We start from the raw sequence: 20842 nt of genomic DNA, 5'->3' as shown, positions 1-20842 counted from the left end.
AACGAAGGCACAGCGAGCAATCAGCGCAGGGCCATGCTCGGATCCAGCTGTTCGATCCCCTCGGGTGTCACCAGCACCACGCGGGCCGTGTTGATGTCGAAGAACAAACCCGTGGCCTGAACATGCCCCGAAGCCAAGGCCGGTCCGGTGGCGTGGTGCTCATCCAGCTTGGACAACTGGACGGCAACGTTGACCATGCTGAGCTGGTCCAGCCGGCTGAATCCGGCGGCCGCCGCAGCAAGGCCCACCGGGTGGTCGGCAAGGAGGGCCTGATAGCTGGGACGGGCATGCTCCAGCCACGTATTGAACCCTGAGCCCAAGGCCGGGGCGGCGCCCTCGGCATCTGCCAGGACGGCCTTCATGGCCCCGCAATTGGAGTGCCCACACACCACGATCGAGTCCACTGACAAGGCCTTTACGGCAAAGGACAACGTGGAATCGATGGAAGCATCGTTGCTGTCGCTGCACACCACGTTGCCAATGTTCCGGAGCGTCAACAGATCGCCCGGGCCACTGCTGGTGATCAGGTTCGGGTTCACGCGCGAGTCCACGCAGGCAACAAACAACGTGTCCGGGTTCTGCCCGTCGGTCAGGTCCTGCACCAATGGCCGCACCTTGTCTGCGTGGCGGCGGTGGTACTTGTCGATGCCCAGGAGGATGGACCGCAAAGGCGGCTGGCCGTCGTCGTCCGTTTGCCCAGCTACCTCCAACGACTGCCAGGACGTACGCGGCGGAAGCGGGAACTCCCGCGGGTCCTGCCGCTGTGGCGCACTGTGGGCGGCATCGGTGAAGGCCGTGGTCCCGTGCTCCTCGAAGGTCACGGTGGCTCCGGTGTTTTCCCGCTGTGCACGCCAGGCCACCAAGGCTTCACGGAAAGCGTGGTCCAGGTAATCGGCGTTGAGCTCCACCACGACGTCAAGGCCGGCGGGCACGGCCTGCAGCACCCGGTTCAGCCGCGGCAGCGCGAAGAAGCTGCAGGATCCGGCGATGGTCACACGCCATGCCTGGCCCTCACCCGCGGGAGAATGGGCATGGATTTGGGCCCGCAGCACGCGCCAGAGCACAGACAGCGCAGCAACGGCCAGCCCAATGATCACGCCTTCAAGCAGGTTCAGCACCACCACGCATACCAACGTCACACCGTAGACCAGGAAGTCTCCGGTCCGAAGGCTCGTCTTGATGTCTGCCACCTTGACCAGCTTCGCGCCGATTACCAGCAAAAGCCCGGCCAGCACGGACAACGGGATCAGCTGGATCAATCCCGCGAACAGGGCCGAGAACACCAGCACCCACACGCCATGCAGGATCGCCGAGGAGCGGCCCTTGGCACCGGCCTCCACGTTCGTGGCACTGCGCACGATCACACCCGTCACCGGCAAACCACCAAGCAGGCCGGAGACCACATTGGCCGAGCCCTGCCCTACGAGCTCACGGTTGAGGTTGGTGGGCGTTCCGCCGTGCATCTTGTCCACCGCCACCGCGGAGAGCAGGGATTCGATGCTGGCAATCAGCGCGACCGTCACAACGGCCATGGCCACGGAACCCAAGCCACCGTCGGGCAGCCTTGGCAACGCAATCGCGTCGAAGATGGAACCACTGAAGCTGATACGTTCAACACCCGGCGCCACGGCAACGGACACGGCAGTGACCAGGACGACGGCCACCAACTGACCCGGCACTTTGCGGACCATGGCCGGGACGTACTTCCACAGCATGAGGATTCCCACTACCGCGATACCCAGCACGGCAGAATCCACCTTCATACCCGCAATCGCGGCAGGCAGGGTCACGAGGTTTTCCACGGCGGAGCCGGCTGCCTTGCCGCCCAGCAGGACGTGAAGCTGTTGCAGGATGATGGTGATCCCGATGCCTGCAAGCATTGCCTTGACCACCACCGGCGAGACAGCCAGCGCGGCGCGGCCCAGGCGGCTGACGCCCATGAGCAACTGCACGACGCCGGCAGCGGCGGTAATGGCGCACGTCGCCTGCCAGCCGAACTCCTGGACCAAACCGGCGACGACGACGGTCAGGCCGGCGGCGGGGCCACTCACCTGGAGGACGGAACCCCCGAGGCTGCCTGCGACGATGCCGCCCACAGCCGCGGCGATGAGGCCCGCCATGATCGGCGCACCGGACGCGGCCGCGATACCGAGAGACAGCGGCAGGGCTACGAGGAACACCACCAGCGAGGCCGGAAGGTCGGCAGCAAGGTTGCCCAGGAGCCTTGGTTTGCCGGGGCTGGGCTTGGCCCCGGAAGGCTTGTTGCCGGGCGGGCTCAGGGTGTCGCCGGGCACGGCAAGAGGACCCGATAAGTGAGACATGAATATTCCTTTTGGCTCGGAAAGACTATTTCCGCAGCCTAAAAAGACACCCAATCGTCGTCAATAAAATGTGATGAGAAAAACTAAAGTTGCCATTCTCGGCAAATATTTGGTATTCACAGCATCCATTTGAGCAAGCAATAAAACCAGCCTTCAAATAGCCAATATAGACCAGAAACCTAGGTTTATGAAAAATCAGCATTCAAAAACGTACGTTATTTCCCAAATACCTCAGCGAATTTGAGAATTACCCACCGGACAGCATCGATCGAGCGGCGGCGATCGCGGAAGTCGTAATGGCATCCCTGTCCCCCGAGCCATCCACCGTCAGCAGGATTCCGCGCCGGGAGTAGGCCGTGATCACGGGCTGCGTCTCGTCCCGGTAGAGTTCCAGCCGGCGCTGGATGACAGCCTCGGTATCGTCGCTGCGGCCTTGTTCGCGGGCCCGGCGGAGCATCCGCTGTACCAGTTCGTCGTCGGACACCGTCAGGGCCAGCACAACTTCCAGCGCCTGCTGCCGTGCGGCCAGCAGCTCGTCCAAGACGCCAATCTGGGCCACCGTCCTGGGGTAGCCGTCCAGCAAAAAGCCCGCACCGGCGTCGTCGTTTTCCAAGCGTCCGCGAAGCATGGCAGTGGTGACGTGGTCCGGGACAAACTCGCCGTGGTCCATGTACCTGCGGGCTTCGCCGCCGAGTTCGGTGCCGTCGCGGACGTGCGCCCGGAACAGCTCGCCCGTGGAGATCGCAGGAACACCGAAGTGCCGCGCAATGTACTCAGCCTGCGTACCTTTTCCTGAACCGGGAGGGCCCATGATGATCAGTCGCGCCATGACTCACGTCCGTTTCGAGAGGCGGCCGGGAGTTAAACCATAACGCCGGCGACGACGGGTGGCTCCCGCCGTCGCCGGCTTTTCTTTGACGCTGATACGGCGTTCAGGCGTTGGCGGTTTCCCCGAGCAGGGCGTCGATCTGCTCAATGGCCAATCGCAGACCTTCCTCCATGCCCATCTCGGCCATTTTCTCCATTTGCTCTGTGGACTCGAAGACAGAGGTGAGGGTCATTCGGGTCCGCCCGCCCAGGGGTTCGAGCGTCACTGTGGCATGCGTGACGCCGAGGTGGTCCACGGGTTCGCCGTGCTCGTCCGCAAAGCCGTCGTCGAATTCGAGGTGTCCGGGCGCATTGATGGCCGTGATCTTCCACCAGCCGCGCGCCTTGGTGCCATCGGGACCGGTCATGTAATACGCCGCTTTGCCACCTGGAGTGAAGTCGTAGCTGGGAAATGTAGCGGGCCAGGTGGGCGGTCCCCACCAGCGCTCCAGTTGGCGCGGGTCCTCCCATATGCGCCAGACGCGTTCAACCCCGGCATCGAACTCGGTGACAATGGTGAAGCTCAGCGCCTCAACGTTCTTGTCCACACTGACAACAGCCATGGCAGATCCCTTTCAGTTATCTTCAGCGAGAATGTCCGCAATCCGGCCGGCCCGTTGCCGCCAGACGTCTTCGAATTGATCCAACAGGTGCCGGGCTTTGTGCAGGCCATCATGGTTGCCCCGCACAATCTGCTCCCTCCCCCGCTTTTCCTTGGACACCAGGGAGGCCCGTTCCAGGACCGCGACGTGTTTTTGCACGGCCGCGAAACTCATGGCGTAGAGCGCAGCCAACCCGGACACCGTGTACTCCCCGGCAGTCACGCGGGCCACGATGTCGCGGCGCGTCGCATCGGACAACGCTTGGAAAAGGCGGTCCAGTTCGACGTCGGACGGTTTGCTGCTGAGCTGATCTACAACCATTTGGTTGTACGATACTGCGGGCGGCTTGGGGAGTCAATGGCCTGCCGGCATCTCCGGACTCCCCTTGCGGCCCGCATCACGCCCGGGGTAGGTTTTTGAAACGTCACAAAGAAAGCGTTTTCCCAGACTCTTGAGGTGAATCTCCATGACCCAGCACGCCCCGGCAACGTGGATCGACGGCGAACCCCCGGCCACCCTCAGCGGAGGTGCCACGTGGGGGATGCCCTTCCCACGGGGTGCAGTTCAGGCTGCTTCTGCTGTTTCGATCGAAGACCATGAGGGCACCCGCATCCCTGCCCAGGCCTGGCCCCTCGCAACCTGGCCGGACGGGACCCTCAAGTGGGCCGGCCTTGCCATCGCTGCAACGGAGCAGCCCTCCCCTGCGTACACCGTCCGGTACGGCTCCGGCGATCCGGACGCAACGGAAGCGCACGACGGCGGCGCGGCGGCCGCCGTCGTACGCTCGCCCCAAGTGACCGTCACCGAAACCGGAGATACTGTTGCCGTCTCCACGGGACCCTTGGACATGGTGATTCCATGCGGCGGGCAGTCCTTGTTCCGCAGCCTGTCCCGCGATGGCTCGGTGGTGGCTTCCGACGCCAGGTTGGTGAGCCTCCTGCAGCACGGAGTGGTGGAGGGCGCCGGCAGCACAGGACGCGACGGCTTCACCGGACACGTCCGCTCGGTCACTGTGGAACAGCGCGGGCCGATCCGGGCTGTGGTTCGCCTTGAGGGCGTGCATCAAGCGGATACGGGAACGCGTGAGTGGCTGCCTTTCACGGTGCGCTTCACCTTCCATGCCGGCGCTCGAAGTGTCCGCATGATGCACTCGTTCGTGTGGGACGGCGAGGCTGAACAGGACTTCCTGGCGGGACTTGGCGTGCGGTTCACCGTGCCACTGGAGAGCGCCCTGCACGATCGTCACGTGCGCCTCGCCGGAGCGGACGGCGGCTTCCTGGTGGAAGGCGTCAGGGGTTTGACCGGGCTGCGGCGCGATCCGGGCGAAGCCGTGCGGCGGGCCCAGGTGGCCGGACACGCCACGCCGGCGTTGGGTACGTGGAATCCGGAAGTCTCGGAACGGCTGCACCTCATTCCTTCGTGGAATGACTACACCCTTACGCAGTTGTCCGCCGACGGCTTCGAACTCCGGAAACGCACCGCGACCGGGCACGGATGGGTGGGGATCTCGGGAGGGACGCGCGCCGCCGGATTCTGTTCGCTCAGCGATCTGCGTGGCGGGTTCGGTGTTGGCGTGCGCGATTTCTGGCAGTCGCACCCCGGGCAGCTGGACATCCGCCGCGCAGCCTCCTCAGAGGCGACAGTGACGACGTGGTTGTACTCCCCCGAAGCCCAGCCAATGGACCTGCGTTTCTACCACGACGGCCTGGGCCAGGACACTTTCGAGGAGCAGCTCGAAGGCCTGGAGATCACGTACGAGGATTACGAGCCGGGCTTCGGAACCCCCACGGGAATCGCGCGCACCCACGAGCTGACCCTGTTCGCTTACGAGGCCAGGCCGTCCACGGAATCCCTCGCCTCAGACGCCATCGCTGCATCCACTCCTCCGTTGTTGCAGGCTCCGCCGTCATACCTCCACGCATGCAGCGTCTTCGGCGACTGGGCCCCGGTAGACCGCAGCACCCCCGCCCGCGCCGAACTCGAGGACAAACTGGACTTCCTGTTCGACTTCTACGCAGGCCAACAGGAGCAACGCCGCTGGTACGGGTTCTGGAACTACGGCGACGTGATGCACACCTACGACTCCGACAGGCACGTCTGGCGCTATGACGTAGGAGGCTACGCTTGGGACAACTCCGAGCTCTCGCCAGACCTGTGGCTCTGGTACATGTACCTCCGCTCGGGCCGCGCCGACGTGTTCCGTTTCGCCGAGGCCATGACCCGGCACACGGGCGAAGTTGATGTGTACCACTCCGGGCCCTGGCGCGGGCTTGGTTCCCGGCACAACGTCCAGCACTGGGGCTGCAGCGCCAAGCAGCTGCGCATCAGCAACCCCGCCTACCGGCGCTTCTACTACTACCTGACCGCCGACGAACGCACCGGGGACCTCCTCACCGAACTCGTGGACAGCGACCAGAACTTCCTGGGCCTGGACCCCGTCCGCAAGGTCCGGCCCGACGCCAACACCTACCGCCCGGACCGCGGCGCGCTGGGCGTTGGCCTTGGCACGGACTGGGGATCGCTCGCCGCCACCTGGCTCACCGATTGGGAACGCACCGGCAACCCCCGCTCCCGCGACCGGCTGCTGGGCACCATGGAGGACATCGGTGCGCTGAAATACGGCTTCCTCACTGGTGAGGCGCTCTACGACCTGGACGCCGGAAGGTTCGACGCCGGAAGGGAAGTCATCAGCGTCTCCCACCTCAGTGCTGTGTTCGGGCTCGTGGAAATCTGCAGCGAACTCATCAACCTGGTTCCTTCCCCGGCCTTCGAGCAGGCCTGGATGCAGTATTGCCGGTTGTTCCTGGCCTCCCCCGCAACGCAGGCGTCGGAGGTGGGGCAGCCCTTGTCCGGCATCTACCTCACCCAAGCCCACAGCCGCCTCACCGCGTACGCTGCGGCCCGGCTGGGTTCGGCGGAGTTGGCTGCCGCGGCCTGGGAGAGCTTCAGCGTCGGGGGCGAGAACCTGAACCACGCGGAGGCCTTCACCGTGCAGAAGATCCTCCCGCCCTACGTCCTGGCGCCGGTTGACGAGGCCCCCACCGTCTCCACGAACGACGCCGCGCAGTTCGGCCTCGCCGTCATCCAGAACCTGGCCCTCGTGGGCGGGCACCTGCCGGCGGGCGCCTCGCAGCATTAGCCCGGCGCGTCGGTTCTCCGCCCACCGCTGGAGGCTCCGGCGTCGTACTTCCTGCGCGCCGCAGCCCGGCGCGTCGGTTCTCCGCCCACCGCTGGAGGGTCCGGCGTCGTACGAGCTGTGCCGCCACCACCCACTTTGCCGCGTTTCGAGGCGATAATCAGCCCACGCGGGTTGATTTTTCCGCGATCCGGGCCGAAAGAAGGTCGGGACGGTACACCTGAATCCACCGGTCGCCGCACACAACAAAGCCGCCCGCCTCCGAAAGGGGCAGGCGGCTTTGTTGTTGGGGCTTACTTCTTGCCGGTATATACGACGGCGGGTGCGGCCGGAGCCTTCATGCCCTCACCGATGAAGAAGCTCGGGTGCGGCGGCTGGTTGTACGCCACGTTCTCGCGGGCCACGGCCGTGCGGTACACGGTGTCGTGCATCAGCGTGCGGAGGCGAACCTCGGTGGGAGCCGTGGTGGTGTAGATCCGCAACTCCGTGCTGTCCGTGGACGGCCACGCGATTTCCTCGCGCCAGTCACCCAGGATGTCCGCCTGGATGGACGGGTTGCCCTTGGTGGTGTTGTTGCTGCGGGCGCCTTCGGCGGTCAGCAGGCGATCGCTGGTTTCGGTTTCCCAGTTCCACTTGGAGATGGTGGGAACGCCGCGGGAAACGGTGGCGTCGTAGTCGTGGTCGACGATTTCACGGAGCAGGTCGCCATCCCACCAGGCAAGGAAGTTCGCGGCGGGGATGTTCTCCGCGATCAGCTCACCCTTGGCGGACATCAGCTGGCCACGCGGTGAATCCCACGCCGCCGTTCCGCCCACGGCCCATCCCTCGGCACCTTGGTAGCGGGGATCGATGTCGCCTGCAGCTCCACGTCCGGTGTCCTTGGTGGCCGGGATGCTCCACAGGACCTCGCCGGTAGCTGCATCACGGAAGGTTGCTCCGCGGTTGCCGCTCTGGCTCATGCTCTCGTGGACGGCGAAGGTTTCCAGCCCGGGCCGTGACGGGTCCAGGTCGCTTGTGTGGATGGCGTCGCCGTGCCCGAGCTTGGTGTTGTAGAGGGGCTGGCCATTGTCGTCGATGGTCATGGAACCGAAAACGAACTCGTCCTTGCCGTCCTGGTCAACGTCGGCCACGGACAGGTTGTGGTTGCCTTGGCCCTTGTACTCGTCGCCGGCAGTGTTGGAATCGAAGGTCCAACGCTTCACGAGCTTGCCGTTCACCAAGTCATAGGTCACCAGCACGGTACGGGTGTAGTAGCCGCGGCTGAACATCATGGACGGGTGTTCGCCGTCGAGGTACGCGACGGCGGCGAGGAACCGGTCAACGCGGTTGCCGTAGTTATCGCCCCAGCCGGCCACCGATCCGCGCTCAGGCTCATAGGCGACTGTGTCCAGGATGGTTCCCGTCTCACCCTTGAATACCGTAAGGAACTCCGGGCCGGCCAGCACATAGCCGGCGCTGTTGCGGTAGTCGGCGTTGGCGTCACCGATCACGGTGCCTGAAGCGTCCGTGGTGCCATCCGCCGTCTTGAACGAAACCTCGGCCTTGCCGTCGCCGTCGAAGTCGTACGCCAGTACCTGTGTGTAGTGCGCGCCGGCCCGGATGTTGCGGCCAAGGTCGATGCGCCACAGCTTGGTGCCGTCCAGTTTGTAGGCGTCCACATAGACGTTGCCCGTGTAGCCGGACTGCGAATTGTCCTTTGCGTTGGACGGCGACCACGTCTGGATGACCTCGTACTTGCCGTCGCCGTCGAGGTCCGCCACGGTGGCATCGTTGGCTGAGTAGGTGTAAGCCTTGCCGTCCGGGGTGACGCCGTCCGCAGGCTTGTCCAGCTTGATCGCGAGGTAGTTCTGCGCCAGCGGCGTCACAGCCTCGGTCAGTTTGTCCCTGCCTTGGCCATTGCCCACCGTCTTGATGACGTAGCTTGAGGTGGCCGTTCCCGTGGGATCCACGAAGAAGGTTGAATTGCGGATGGGTTCGGGCGTGATGTTTTTGCCGTCGCGCAGCACTTGGAAACCGATGCTGTCCTTGTCCAGGCCCAGCATGCGCCAGCTGACGGTCACACCCTGGTCAGTGAGGACAGCAACCGGGGCGCGGTCCAGGTTTTCGACCTGGCGCTTGGGCGTTTGGTCCTTCGCAGCGCTTACGACGGCGGGTGCGTTGCCTTGCGCTGTTTGCGTGGTTGCCGCTTGCGCGAGGGGCACACCCGTGAAGGCGAGGGCTGCTGCGGCAAGGGTGGCCGTGGCGGTGAGGGGAACGAGCGGTTTGCGGGAGGAACATTTCGAGGGGTAAGCCAAAGAACATCTCCTTTGATGCTGGGCGGCGGAGGGTCCGCCAACCGAGTTTGGAACGTTTCACTAACGTGGCCCCAAGCATCCCTTCCTTCAAGTGTCGGGATCCGAGGTTGCGCACCCAAGTAGGTCGCACTTCAGGTCGTTCTGAGCGCTCATAACGACGTCAACTGCGACTTAGTTGGGGAGTGAAAACGCTTTCCGGGGTCTATATTTACAGCGCTCCACACCTTGGTCAAGGGTTTGACTGGAAATAACTGGGAGTTTTCGACTCTTGACGTTCACTTTTGTTCCCCCTCCCCTTCCCCGCCCCAATCCCTCCCCTCCCCGAAACCGGACGCTCGCTCACCGAATACCCCTTCCCTGCCATCCCTCTCCCACCAAACCGCCCTTCCCGTTCAACGCTCTCTCACTCGGCCCACGGCTCTCCGGGGTACTGACAGTCACTCCCTGCGTGGACCTGCCCCTCGTACGGTAAATCCCGTGAATAACCGAAAGATGCTCCCATGAACAAGACGCTGGTGCCGGCGTCCGCACTGCTGTGGGGTCTCCAAATGGCTTTCCTGAGTCCCGCCCTGGCACTGATTCTCGTGAATCTTTACGGGGCTTCGACAACCGATGTTGGTTGGGTGCTGGCCATCTACAGCATCGGCGGGTTCGTCGCTTCCTTGGTGATTCCGGCCTACGCGGACAAGAAGCGGGACTACCTGTCTCCCATGCTTGCGTGCGGCGCAATGACACTGCTGCTGGCGGTGATCCTGGCCTTCGCAACCACCCTGCCCATTGCCACGATCGCACTGGTGGTGGTGGGCGGGCCGGCCGGCGTCGGAAGTTCCATGCTGTTCGCCCACCTCCGGCACTCCGGCGCGGGAACGTCCACCATCGTCAATACCCGGGCCGTCGTCTCAGTGGCGTGGGTGGCCGGTCCCCCGCTGGCCACCTTCATCATTGGCTGGTTGGGTAATCCGGCAATCCTTCTGGCAATCGCTGCAGTCGCAGTGCTCAACATGGCCACCACGTGGGCCATGATCAGGAAGAACCGGGCGTCCACCCGGGAGCCGGAGGACGGCACCGAAGATGCCCCATCCGATGCCCACGAGTCTCCAGTGAGCCGCACGGGAATCGTCCTGGTTACCGCGGCGTTCATTCTGCTTCAGGCCACCAATGCCACAGCCATGACCATCATGACGGTCTACGTTGCCGAAACGCTTCGTTTGGATGTGCTGTGGGCAGGTGTGGCCTTGGGTGCTGCCGCGGCCCTTGAGGTTCCAGCGTTGCTGATCATTGGAAGGTTGAGCAACCGGTTCGCGCATCTCAGCCTGATCGCCACCAGCTGCGTTGCCGGCGTCGCCTACTACGTCGGTTTGGCCTTTGTCACGGAACCCATCATGCTCCTGGCCCTGCAGTTGCTGAACGCGTGGTCCTTCGCCGGGATCGCCGGAGTGGGACTGCCCCTCTTCCAGCAGATGATTCCACGGCCTGGGCTGTCCACCGGCCTGTACATGAACACACGCCGCGTCGGCGCGATCGTGTCGGGTCCCATCATCGCCTTGGGTTCGGCTACGGCTTTCGGTCAACGCGGCATCTTCGTGGCCAGCGCCGTCCTCACCACCGTGGGTCTGGCGGTCATCGGCGTCGCGGGTCGGAAAGGACAAACAAAAAGGCCGTTGGACCATGAGGCCCGCATCCCCGCGTAATCTGGGTCGCAAACGCGGCGCCTGCTTAGGCCGCATGTGACGGTCTGTTGCCCCCGGTTGAGCCGGATGTAGCCCCGTTGAGGACAGTGACAGCGGGACTTTGGCACCCGCGCCGGGCTCCGTAGTGTGCTGCCATGCCGAAGCCTTCCGTGATTCCCTTGTCAGTCCTTGACCTCAGCCCTGTGTCAGCCAACCAGAGCTCCGGCGAGGCCCTGCGCAGCACCATCAACCTGGCCGTCGCAACGGAAGCAGCAGGCTACTCCCGGTATTGGCTGGCCGAGCACCACCTCAACGACGGGGTGGCCGGTTCGTCCCCGCATGTACTCGCCGGCCTGGTGGCATCGGCAACAAAGAGCATCCGGGTAGGTACGGCAGCGACGCTGCTGGGCAATTACCGGCCCCTCCAGATCGCGGAGAGCATCGGCACCCTGGCAGCCGTCTTCCCTGATCGGCTGGACTTGGGCTTTGGACGCTCCGGTCCGCCCAAGTCACCCAGCGAACCGGCGCCCGGTTTTATTGCACCGGACAGCAGCGAACCCGAGGAGCGCATAGTGGACGGACTGGTGGTTCCCGCTCCCCGGCCCATCTTTGGCGCGGTCCTGCCACGGAAGTTTCGCCTGCAGAGCGAACTCCTGGGGCGTTTCCCGGGCGACACGGACAACTTCGAAAACGACGTACAGGACATCATCGGCTTCTTTACCGGGGACTACCGCACCAAGCATGGTGAGGAAGTCACGGCCACACCGGCTCTGGGCCAGTCGCCGCAGTTCTGGATCCACGGCTCGACGGCGGGGCCGAGCGCGAGGCTCGCGGGCAAGCTGGGCCTCCCGTTCGGCGCCAACTACCACGTGGCCCCGGCAACCGTCCTGGATGCCATCGCCGAGTATCGATCACACTTCAAGCCCTCCGAAACCTTGCCGGAGCCGCATGTGATCGTCTCCGCGGATGTCCTGGTGGCACCTGACGAGTTCAGCGCCCGTCGCTTGGCCCGCGGCTACGCGCAGTGGGTTTACGGTATCCGCAGCGGCCAGGGCGCCATCCCCTACCCTTCGCCTGACGACGCTGCGGACTTCACGCTGGACGGCGAAGCCGAAGAGTCGGTCAAGGACCGACTGGACACCCGCTTTGTGGGAGACCCGCATCAAGTCAGCGACAACCTCCGGACCCTGCAGCACGCAACGGGAGCGCAGGAATTGCTCATCACTACCATCGCCCACCACCCCAGCGACCGCGAGAGCTCCTACCAGCTACTCGCCGAGGCCTGGGGTCTCTGAGTTTGTCCGTCACCAACCAAAGGAGCATCAATGACCACCGAAACCACGACTGAAACAGATACCCAACTCATCACTGCCGCACAAGCGGCCGGGTTGATCGCTGACGGCGCGCTGGTCATCGATGTCCGCAGCGAAGGCGGCCGCGCCAGTACCGGCGCAGTGCCTGGCGCCGTCATTGTGAACCGCGAGCACGTGGACGAGGACTTCGCCCCGGACTCACCGCACCGACTCCCGCAGCTCAGCGGCACTGACCAGAGGATCGTCGTTTTCTGCGGCTCGGTGAACGGCTCGCGACCCGTCGCGCAGAAGCTCAAGGTCCTGGGTTACGACAATGTGGTCCACGTGGACGGCGGATTCCCAGCCCTGCGCGACGTCGGCGTCCCCACCACCGGGCCCACGGAGCCACCGGTTGAAGCCGCCCAGCGTGATGAAACCGCCTCGGAGTCCATAATTCGGGGCCAGCTTTAGCAAACGCCCTGACGTTTGACCGCTAGCAACGAATCGCTCTATCACCGGGTGAGAGAGGAACGGCGGATAAGGGCGATTTCGTGAGAGAGGAACGGCGGAAAAGGGCGGTTTCGTGAGAGAGGATCGGCGGAAGCCGCCGACGCCCGCCGCACGGGCTGACCGCCGTCGTCGAAAGGACCACCATGACCACCCAAGCAACCGCCGCCACCGGCACCTACGTGATCCGCGAGGCCCGCCACGAAGAGTACGACGCCGTGGGGCGGCTGACGTACGAAGGTTTCGGCCATCACCTGCCCGGCGCCCGCCAGCCCGACGACGAACGGCTCCACCTGTTGCTCGACGCCGCGGCGCGTGCACACGAAGGCGTGCTGTTGGTTGTGGAAGACGCCGAAACGGGCTGGCTGGTGGGAACAGCGAGCCTGCTTCCCTACGGTTCCCACCTCAGCCGCCAGGCCGCGGAAGGCGAAGTGGAACTCAGGCTGCTCGCCGTGCTGCCCGAAACCCGCCGGACCGGGCTCGGCAGGCGGCTCCTGAACGAGGCCGCGCGCCTGGCCGCGGAACAAGGCGCCAAGCGTGTAGTGCTGGATACCGCCGTCGACAATGAACCATCCCAAAGCCTGTACCGGCAACTGGGCTACGTCCGCAGGCCCGAACGCGAGAAACCGCGTCCCGCGCCCAAGGTGCAACTGGTGGTGTACACGCTGGAGCTGCCTGCGAGGGGTTAGCTCCCGCGCCTTTCGCACATGCATAACGCCGAGAGCCGGCCCCTCGCTGTTAAGGACTCATCAAGAATCCTCCCAGCCCGGTACTAAGCACACTTTGCGGTGCTATGTTCAGCTCACACAATGAGCGTCGGGCTGGGAGGAAACCCATGACCACGTTGAGCAGGCCGCCCGCGGACCCTTCGGCGCCCAAGCCCGGGGGCTGGACGTCGTTCAAGACTTGGCTCCTGTTCGGCCTCCAGGACAGCAAAGGCAGGCATCAAGGTCCTGGCGGTGTCACCACGGCCCATGAGAAGAAGCACCACTGGTGGCAGGTCATGTGCCTCACCGGCGTGGACTACTTCTCCACCCTGGGTTACCAACCGGCCATTGCCGCCCTGGCTGCGGGTGTCATCTCGCCCATGGCCACGATCGTGCTGGTGGCTGTGACCCTCTTGGGCGCCTTGCCCGTGTACCGGAGGGTGGCGGGCGAAAGTCCCCGGGGCGAGGGTTCCATCGCCATGCTGGAACGGCTGCTCCCCCGCTGGGGCGGCAAGCTCCTGGTCCTGGTGCTGCTGGGCTTCGCCGCAACGGACTTCATGATCACCATGACCCTCTCCGCAGCCGATGCCACCGCCCACTTGATCCAGAACCCGGTGATGCCGGGCTGGTTGCAGGGGCAAAACGTGCTGGTCACGCTGTTCCTGCTGGCCCTGTTGGCGGCCGTGTTCCTGCGTGGCTTCAAGGAAGCGATCGGCATGGCCGTGGTCCTGGTGGTTCTGTACCTGGGCCTGAATCTGGTGGTGGTGGCAACAACGGTGTTCGAGGTGCTCACCCATCCCACGGCCGTTGGCGACTGGTGGCAGCTCCTCTGGACCTCGCACGGAAATCCGGTCATGGCCGTGGCCATCGCGTTGATCGTGTTCCCCAAGCTCGCCCTGGGCCTTTCCGGCTTCGAAACCGGCGTGGCCGTGATGCCGCAGGTCAAAGGCAACCCGGACGACACCGAAGCGAAACCCACGGGACGCATCAAGGGAACCCGCCGGATGCTGACTACCGCCGCGCTGATCATGAGCACGTTCCTCATCACCTCCAGCTTCACCACCGTGGTCCTCATCCCGGACCACGAGTTCGAGCCCGGCGGCCAGGCCAACGGACGTGCCTTGGCGTTCCTGGCCCACGAATACCTGGGCATCGGCTTTGGCACCGTGTACGACATCAGCACCATCGCCATCCTGTGGTTCGCCGGTGCCTCGGCCATGGCCGGCCTACTCAACCTGGTCCCGCGGTACCTGCCGCGCTATGGCATGGCGCCCGAGTGGGCCAAGGCCGTCCGACCCCTCGTCATGGTCTTCACGTTGGTGGGGTTCTTCATCACCGTGGTGTTCAACGCCGACGTCGACGCCCAGGGCGGTGCCTACGCCACCGGCGTCCTGGTGCTCATGACGTCAGCCGCCGTGGCAGTAACACTGTCCGCCCGCCGTCGTCATCAACGCAAGCGGACCCTCGGTTTCGGCGCCATAGCCGCCGTGTTCGTCTACACCACGGTGGCCAACATCGTGGAGCGGCCCGAGGGCATCCGGATCGCGGCGATCTTCATTGCGGGCATCATCGGCATTTCGCTGCTGTCCAGGGTGCGCCGGTCCTTCGAACTGCACGCGACCCACGTCCACCTGGACCGGCAAGCCCTTGAGTTCATCCTCGACGACGATTCCGGACCCATCAGGCTGATCGCGCACGAACCCCGCAGGCTCACCGCGGAGGCCTACAGGGAGAAGCTTGTCTCTGCCATCGAAGTAAGCCACCTGCCGCTGAACTACCACGGTATCTTCCTGGAAGTGGTGCTGGAGGACACCTCCGACTTTGAAACCGAACTCTACGTCACAGGCATCGAGCGGCAAGGTTACCGGATCCTCGAAGTCCACGGCCCGGTCATCGCCAACACCATCGCTTCCGTGCTGCTCCATATCCGGGACGTCACCGGGCTCATGCCGCACATCTATTTCCGCTGGACCGAGGGCAACCCCATCACCAACCTGCTGCGCTTCCTGTTCCTTGGCGAAGGCGAGATCGCCCCGGTGACGCGTGAGGTCCTCCGCGAGGCCGAACCGGATGTGAGCCGCCGGCCATGGGTCCACGTGGGCTGAGGGGCACTGGGAGTACCCGGATCACCCGTCACTCCCGCAGCACCGCGGAGTAGCGTTCAGTGGGAGAGGACAACCCACCGAAAGGAACACCATGACCACCTGGCTCATCACAGGCTGCTCCACCGGACTTGGCCGGGCACTGGCGCGCGCCGTCCTCGCCCAAGGCGATAACGCCGTCGTGACCGCCCGCAGCACCGAGCCGCTTCAGGAGCTCACAGCGGAATTCCCGACGACGTCCCTCGCCGTGGCACTCGACGTCACCGTGCAGTCGCAGGTGGACGCCGCCGTACAGCAGGCCGAGGAAAGCTTTGGCGGTGTGGACGTACTCGTGAACAACGCAGGGTACGGCTACCGTGCCGCCGTGGAGGAAGGCGACGACGCCGACGTCCGCGCCCTGTTCGACACCAACGTTTTTGGACCCGTCGCCATGATCAAGGGCGTCCTGCCCGGCATGCGCTCCCGACGCTCCGGCGCAATCGTGAACATCTCCTCGATCGGTGCCCGCATCTGCCCTCCCGGCTCGGGCTACTACTCGGCCACGAAAGCAGCATTGGAAGGCATCTCCGGCTCGCTGCAGAAGGAACTGGCTCCGCTGGGGATCTCGGTGACCGCCGTGGAACCGGGCGGGTTCCGCACTGACTTCGCGGGGCGTTCCCTGACCCAATCTGCCGTAGCGATTGACGACTACGCCGAGACCGCCGGCAAGCGCCGCAAGGAGAACGACACCGTCCACGGCACCCAGCCCGGCGACCCGGAGAAGGCTGCCCAGCTGATCATCAGTGCTGTTGAGGCTCCCGAAACGCCCGCATTCCTCCTCCTGGGGGCCGACGCGGTGTACGCCTACAACGCCGTGGAGGAAGCCATGCGCGCACAGGTTGACGGCTGGCGGGAGCGCAGCGAAAGCACCGGTTACACAGAGTAAAGAGGAGCGTGTAATCGGTCACACTTGTGGCGTTTGGCTTGTTTTTCCGGGTGTGCAGCATGAACCATGAATGAGGGAACCCGTTCCCGTACAAGCTGAATCAGCAACCTCACCGACGAGGATGCGGCCCCGGGCGAAGAGGCTTGGGGCTGTTAAACAGCCTGAGTGAAAGTACTGACAATGACGACACATACTGACTCCATCACGCTGAAAATCTGGGATAACACGGCCATCGACCACACCATCGATGCTGCCATCCGGGATCTCACACCCCGCGCCACCGCAGAAAACTGCGGGATCGCCGTGACGCTCAGCGGACCGAAAACCTTCACCGTCAGCCTGGCCCGCTAAAGCAGCCCCAGCAGACAAAAGCGGACGACGCCGGTACCCACCGGCGTCGTCCGCTGTCGTTTAAGCGGGCGCTCCGTGCGACTTCGCGGGAAGTGTGCCAAAGCTCCCGCAAGTTTCCGTGCTCGCTGGCATGTTTCCCCGCGAAGTCGTGCCAAGCCCCCAACTAGTGCGTTTGATGCACGCTTCGTGACGCCGCAGTGCAATTTTGCAGAAAGCTTGTGTATTTCTTGATCCTTTGGCGGGTCGTTTCTTGTGTTGGCCTTGGAAATCTAAGGGTGTCAGCACGCCAGGACGAACGAAAAGGACCGCCATGAGCACGCGAACCCTGCAGGCAAGGCCGGACACGGGCGCCGAGCTGCGCCACGGTGCCCACCGCGCCGCCGGCGGAGTGGTCACGGTCCTGGTCCCGGCACACAACGAGTCCGCAGGCATCACCGAAACCTTGGTCTCGCTGGGAAACCAGACCCGGCGACCGGACCGCGTGATCGTGGTGGCGGACAACTGCACCGACGACACAGAGGAACTCGCGCTTGCCCAGGGCGTTGAGGTCCTCCGTACCGTGGGGAACAAGGACAAGAAGGCAGGCGCCCTCAACTACGCCCTCAGCACCCTGCTCCCGGACGCTGATCCCGAGGATTTGATCCTGGTGCAGGATGCCGATTCACAGCTGGCCCTTGACTTCATCGAGAACGCCACGGCGAACCTCCTCAAGGATGAACTGCTCGGTGCAGTCGGAGGCGTCTTCAGCGGCGGACCCGGCGGCGGCTTCGTTGGACACCTCCAGCGCAACGAATACGCCCGCTATGCCCGCGATGTGAAGCGCCTCCACGGCAAGTGCCTGGTAGTGACCGGAACGGCAGCGCTGTTCCGCGTCAAGACCCTGCGCGACGTCGTCTCCGCCCGTCTGGAAGGTATCCTCCCTCCCGGCAATGGCAAGGGAGGCGTGTACGACACCTCCGTGCTCACCGAGGACAACGAGCTCTCCTTTGCATTGCTGACGCTCGGGTACCGCATCGCTTCGCCGTCAAACTGCACCCTGGTCACCGAGGTCATGCCCACGTGGCGTGAGCTCTGGGCCCAGCGCCTGCGCTGGAAGCGGGGCGCCGTGGAGAACTGCGTGCAGTACGGCTGGACCAAGGTGACCCGCGCCTACTGGGGGCGGCAATTCCTGTCCATGATCGGCGTCGTAGTTACCGCCGCCTACTTCGGTTCCATCATCTTCGCCATGGTCACGGGCATGGGCCTGAACCTGCAGCCCTTCTGGGTGGCTGTCACCGCAATCTTTATTTTGGAACGCATCGTCACGGTGCGCTTCAGGGGCTGGAGGTACATGCTTCTGGCCGCCACCATGTACGAAACCGTCATCGATATCTTCCTGCAGGCCGTTCACGCCAAGGCGTACCTGGATGCAGCATTCAACCGCAAGAAAGTTTGGTAAGGACTCATGTACAACAACCCCGCAGGTCCCGCAGCCGGTGCATTCGTTGGCGCCACAGGATCCGGAACGCTGGCTATGACCGGTGCAGGCGATCTGTTCTGGTTCGCCCTTGCAGCCTTCGCCATGCTGGCCCTTGGACTGGCCATCAAGCGGATCGTCCCGGTGCGCGCTGAAAAGAAGGCCTGAGAATACAGGTTCCCCAAGCCCAGCAAGCCCGCCTTTGTGTCGGATGCCCCCAGCGCGACACAAAGGCGGGCTTGCTGCCTGCCGCAGCCTCAGCTCACTGCTGCGGTATTCGCGGAGTACCTGGAGACCGTGGTGTAGCCGGCCTTGGTGCCGGTAACCCGGACCATCATGGTGTCCGCCCGGTCAGTCGCCACCAGCGTGTAGGTCTTGGCCGTGGCGCCCGTAATGGCGACGCCGGACCGGTACCACTGATAGGTGAGCGTGGTACCCGTGGTCCACGTACCGGTGTTGGCCGTCAGGGTGGACCCTACGGTCAGAGCCCCGGAGATCGTTGGCGTGGGACCTACCAGAGTGCCTGCCGCGACGGTTGCCGTTTGCGCGGATTCCTTGGTGGTGGTGGCGTAACTGTTCTTGGTTCCCGTCACGCGGACCGTCAGCTTGCTGCCCTGGTCGGCCGCCGCGAGGACGTAGTTGGATGCAGTGGCACCGGAAATGGCCGCGCCGTTCCTGTACCACTGGTAGGCCAGGCTGGTTCCGGCGGTCCAGGTTCCTGCGTTGGCAGTCAGGGTGTTACCCACGGCTGCCGTTCCGCTGATGGTGGGCGTGGGAGCGGTCAGCGGGATGCCGGCAACGAAGGAGAAGTCGCGGATAGTGACGGATTCCGGAGCGACGTGGGCCGCATCGCCGCCGCCTCCGCCGGTGACCCAGAGGTTGAAGTGGATCTGTTCCTTGGCGGGAACCGGAACGGTGGATCCTTGGAGGACCGTACGCTTCAGCAGTGTTCCGCTCGCATTCGCCCCCGCGAACGTCTCAAAAGTAATCTTGCCCGGTTCCCACACCATGCGGTGGGTCAGGATCGGGGCGTTCGTTGTGTCGAAGTTGATGGTGTCGTTGCCTTGGCCAGGAGGCTTGGTGGCGTCGAACCAGTATCCGTGACCCTGAACCACCGGCCAGTCCTCTCCATACGCAGCCCCGCCACCCCAAGCAGACGCCTCGCAAAGATCAATTTCGGTGTAGCCCGGAGCAGCATTGGGATCGTAAGTGAAGAGGCACCCCCACACCACTTCCTTCTGGAGGGAACTGACGTCCTTCTCCACCGTGGTGCTGTAGGTGCCGTAACCAAAGCCCTCGCGGGTGGACTGGAATTCTGCGCCGACAGGAGCCGAACCTGTCGGGTTGCTGATGGAAAGCTTCACGTAGCCGTTGGCATCAGGGGTGCTGACGTTGTTCGGGTCCCAGGTCCCGTTGTACATGGGAGCCCCACCCCAGAAACGCTTCTGCCAGTTGAAGCCTTCCCAAGCGAAGCTGCCCACCGGTCCTGGATCTTCCGCAACCACTGCTGCCTTCTTTGCCGCTTGTGCCGATCCGATTCCTGCAAACATGGACAGACCCACCGCCAAGGTGAGGGCCAACCCCATGACTTTTCTGCCCCCAGTTGGAAGGAGCCTTACTGACATTGACATAGCTGTAGCCTCCGATTGATGCGCCCAGAAAGGCCTCCGACAATCACCGGAGGCCCGCAATGACGTTCCACCCCCACGAGTAACGTCATGTCCGTTGATTATGAGGGAGACAGTTTTCTTCGGGAAGACGACCGGTTAACCAAGTTCATCGTTAGGCCATCAATTGGATGTGTTGGCCGTTGCCTGGGGTAGCGTTGGCCTTGTCTGTCCGCATGTGGTTTCGGGAGGGCAAATCAGCATTCGAAGCGCAGGAATTCTCCTCTACCGGCACTCCCCCGCGGGCGTGCTGGAACTCTGGATTGCCCACATGGGTGGGCCGTTCTGGGCACGCAAAGATCAACACGCCTGGTCCATTCCCAAGGGAGAATTTCCCGAGGATGAAGACCCTTTGGTGGCTGCGCGCCGCGAGTTCACGGAAGAGATCGGCACTGCACCGCCCGCCGTCGAGTACCACCTCCTCGGCGTGTTCAGGCAGCCTTCAGGAAAGCTGATCACGGCCTACACCGCTCAGGCCGATTCGTTTCAGCCGGGCCACATCGTCAGCAACACGTTCCCTATGGAATGGCCCAAGGGGTCCGGCGCCATCAAGGAATTCCCGGAGATCGACGATGCCCGGTGGGTGGATGAAGCTACGGCACGGACCAAGCTGGTCAAAGGGCAACTGCCGATTGTCGATGCGCTGGTGGAGCATCTTAAGGCGTAGGACTACGCCACCTAAAGAGGTTCTCAAAATACCTAGACAGTTTCTCAAAATACCTAAATTTTGAGATTCGACCACCTAGAGACCTTCAAAAACCGCGTATTTCCGGGGACGGCCAACACCTAGGGAATTTTCTGCTCCACTCAGAGAGCAAAATTTAGGGCAAGCTTCCCTTGAAGGCGAAAACCGTAGAGGGGACTTGGCCGTGAACAGCATCGTCTTAGCTCGGCGACTTCCACCGAGCCACGGCAGCAGATCGGAAGCTCGGTGCAGTCACGGAA

General features: G+C 63.8%; 17 protein-coding genes. 11 read left to right on the top strand and 6 right to left on the bottom strand.

What is annotated here, in order from left to right; translation table 11 throughout:
* Positions 1–20 precede the first annotated feature (20 nt).
* The 4 genes from ACIPV6_RS20230 to ACIPV6_RS20215 all read right to left on the bottom strand — a co-directional run bounded on the left by ACIPV6_RS20230 (position 21) and on the right by ACIPV6_RS20215 (position 4111).
* Entirely contained in the window at positions 21–2321 is a 2301-nt protein-coding gene (locus tag ACIPV6_RS20230) for a SulP family inorganic anion transporter (RefSeq protein ID WP_400272605.1), read from the bottom strand.
* A 247-nt stretch (positions 2322–2568) separates the two neighbouring features.
* On the bottom strand, positions 2569–3150 hold the full coding sequence (locus ACIPV6_RS20225) for an adenylate kinase (RefSeq protein ID WP_400272604.1): 582 nt from the start codon (positions 3148–3150) through the stop codon (positions 2569–2571).
* A gap of 103 nt (positions 3151–3253) precedes the next feature.
* Positions 3254–3751 carry an SRPBCC domain-containing protein gene (locus ACIPV6_RS20220; RefSeq protein ID WP_400272603.1) on the bottom strand — a complete coding sequence of 166 codons (498 nt, stop codon included), beginning with the start codon at positions 3749–3751 and terminating at the stop codon, positions 3254–3256.
* 12 nt (positions 3752–3763) lie between these two features.
* Positions 3764–4111 (bottom strand): ArsR/SmtB family transcription factor, encoded by a 348-nt coding sequence (locus tag ACIPV6_RS20215; protein ID WP_400272602.1) that lies wholly within the window; start codon positions 4109–4111, stop codon positions 3764–3766.
* 145 nt (positions 4112–4256) lie between these two features.
* On the opposite strand from ACIPV6_RS20215, the gene ACIPV6_RS20210 reads away from it, so the two are divergent.
* Positions 4257–6929, top strand: a complete 2673-nt coding sequence (locus ACIPV6_RS20210) for a Tat pathway signal sequence domain protein (protein WP_400272601.1) — start codon at positions 4257–4259, stop codon at positions 6927–6929.
* Between the two features lie 290 nt (positions 6930–7219).
* Here the strand turns inward: ACIPV6_RS20210 and ACIPV6_RS20205 are convergent, their stop codons facing one another.
* The gene (locus ACIPV6_RS20205) at positions 7220–9220 is read right to left on the bottom strand and encodes a rhamnogalacturonan lyase (RefSeq protein WP_400272600.1); all 2001 of its coding nucleotides are present in this window, start codon (positions 9218–9220) and stop codon (positions 7220–7222) included.
* Between the two features lie 500 nt (positions 9221–9720).
* Here ACIPV6_RS20205 and ACIPV6_RS20200 point away from each other — a divergent pair, with 500 nt between their 5' ends.
* From ACIPV6_RS20200 to ACIPV6_RS20160, 9 genes are all read left to right on the top strand, one after another.
* Positions 9721–10911 carry an MFS transporter gene (locus ACIPV6_RS20200; RefSeq protein WP_400272599.1) on the top strand — a complete coding sequence of 397 codons (1191 nt, stop codon included), beginning with the start codon at positions 9721–9723 and terminating at the stop codon, positions 10909–10911.
* A 134-nt stretch (positions 10912–11045) separates the two neighbouring features.
* The gene (locus ACIPV6_RS20195) at positions 11046–12185 is read left to right on the top strand and encodes an LLM class flavin-dependent oxidoreductase (protein ID WP_400272598.1); all 1140 of its coding nucleotides are present in this window, start codon (positions 11046–11048) and stop codon (positions 12183–12185) included.
* A 30-nt stretch (positions 12186–12215) separates the two neighbouring features.
* On the top strand, positions 12216–12653 hold the full coding sequence (locus ACIPV6_RS20190; protein ID WP_400272597.1) for a rhodanese-like domain-containing protein: 438 nt from the start codon (positions 12216–12218) through the stop codon (positions 12651–12653).
* 182 nt (positions 12654–12835) lie between these two features.
* A complete protein-coding gene (locus ACIPV6_RS20185; protein WP_400272596.1) occupies positions 12836–13378 on the top strand; it encodes a GNAT family N-acetyltransferase in 543 nt (180 codons plus the stop codon).
* 146 nt (positions 13379–13524) lie between these two features.
* Complete coding sequence (locus tag ACIPV6_RS20180; RefSeq protein ID WP_400272595.1) at positions 13525–15501, top strand: amino acid transporter; 1977 nt, start codon at positions 13525–13527, stop codon at positions 15499–15501.
* 91 nt (positions 15502–15592) lie between these two features.
* Positions 15593–16423 carry an oxidoreductase gene (locus tag ACIPV6_RS20175; RefSeq protein WP_400272594.1) on the top strand — a complete coding sequence of 277 codons (831 nt, stop codon included), beginning with the start codon at positions 15593–15595 and terminating at the stop codon, positions 16421–16423.
* Between the two features lie 180 nt (positions 16424–16603).
* Positions 16604–16774 carry a hypothetical protein gene (locus ACIPV6_RS20170; RefSeq protein WP_397323390.1) on the top strand — a complete coding sequence of 57 codons (171 nt, stop codon included), beginning with the start codon at positions 16604–16606 and terminating at the stop codon, positions 16772–16774.
* Between the two features lie 310 nt (positions 16775–17084).
* Positions 17085–18212 carry a glycosyltransferase family 2 protein gene (locus ACIPV6_RS20165; RefSeq protein WP_400272593.1) on the top strand — a complete coding sequence of 376 codons (1128 nt, stop codon included), beginning with the start codon at positions 17085–17087 and terminating at the stop codon, positions 18210–18212.
* Positions 18213–18218: 6 nt separating this feature from the next.
* Positions 18219–18398 carry a hypothetical protein gene (locus tag ACIPV6_RS20160; RefSeq protein ID WP_211713326.1) on the top strand — a complete coding sequence of 60 codons (180 nt, stop codon included), beginning with the start codon at positions 18219–18221 and terminating at the stop codon, positions 18396–18398.
* A gap of 89 nt (positions 18399–18487) precedes the next feature.
* Here the strand turns inward: ACIPV6_RS20160 and ACIPV6_RS20155 are convergent, their stop codons facing one another.
* Positions 18488–19816: a hypothetical protein gene (locus tag ACIPV6_RS20155; RefSeq protein WP_400272592.1), complete on the bottom strand. Its 1329-nt coding sequence runs from the start codon at positions 19814–19816 to the stop codon at positions 18488–18490.
* Positions 19817–20093: 277 nt separating this feature from the next.
* Here ACIPV6_RS20155 and ACIPV6_RS20150 point away from each other — a divergent pair, with 277 nt between their 5' ends.
* The gene (locus ACIPV6_RS20150) at positions 20094–20564 is read left to right on the top strand and encodes an NUDIX domain-containing protein (protein ID WP_400272626.1); all 471 of its coding nucleotides are present in this window, start codon (positions 20094–20096) and stop codon (positions 20562–20564) included.
* Positions 20565–20842: the final 278 nt, after the last annotated feature.

Source organism: Paenarthrobacter sp. NPDC089988, from assembly GCF_044748465.1.
Classification (GTDB): Bacteria; Actinomycetota; Actinomycetes; order Actinomycetales; family Micrococcaceae; genus Arthrobacter.
The sequence above is the reverse complement of the archived record's forward strand: the minus strand, read 5'-3'. Positions and strand labels throughout refer to the sequence as shown.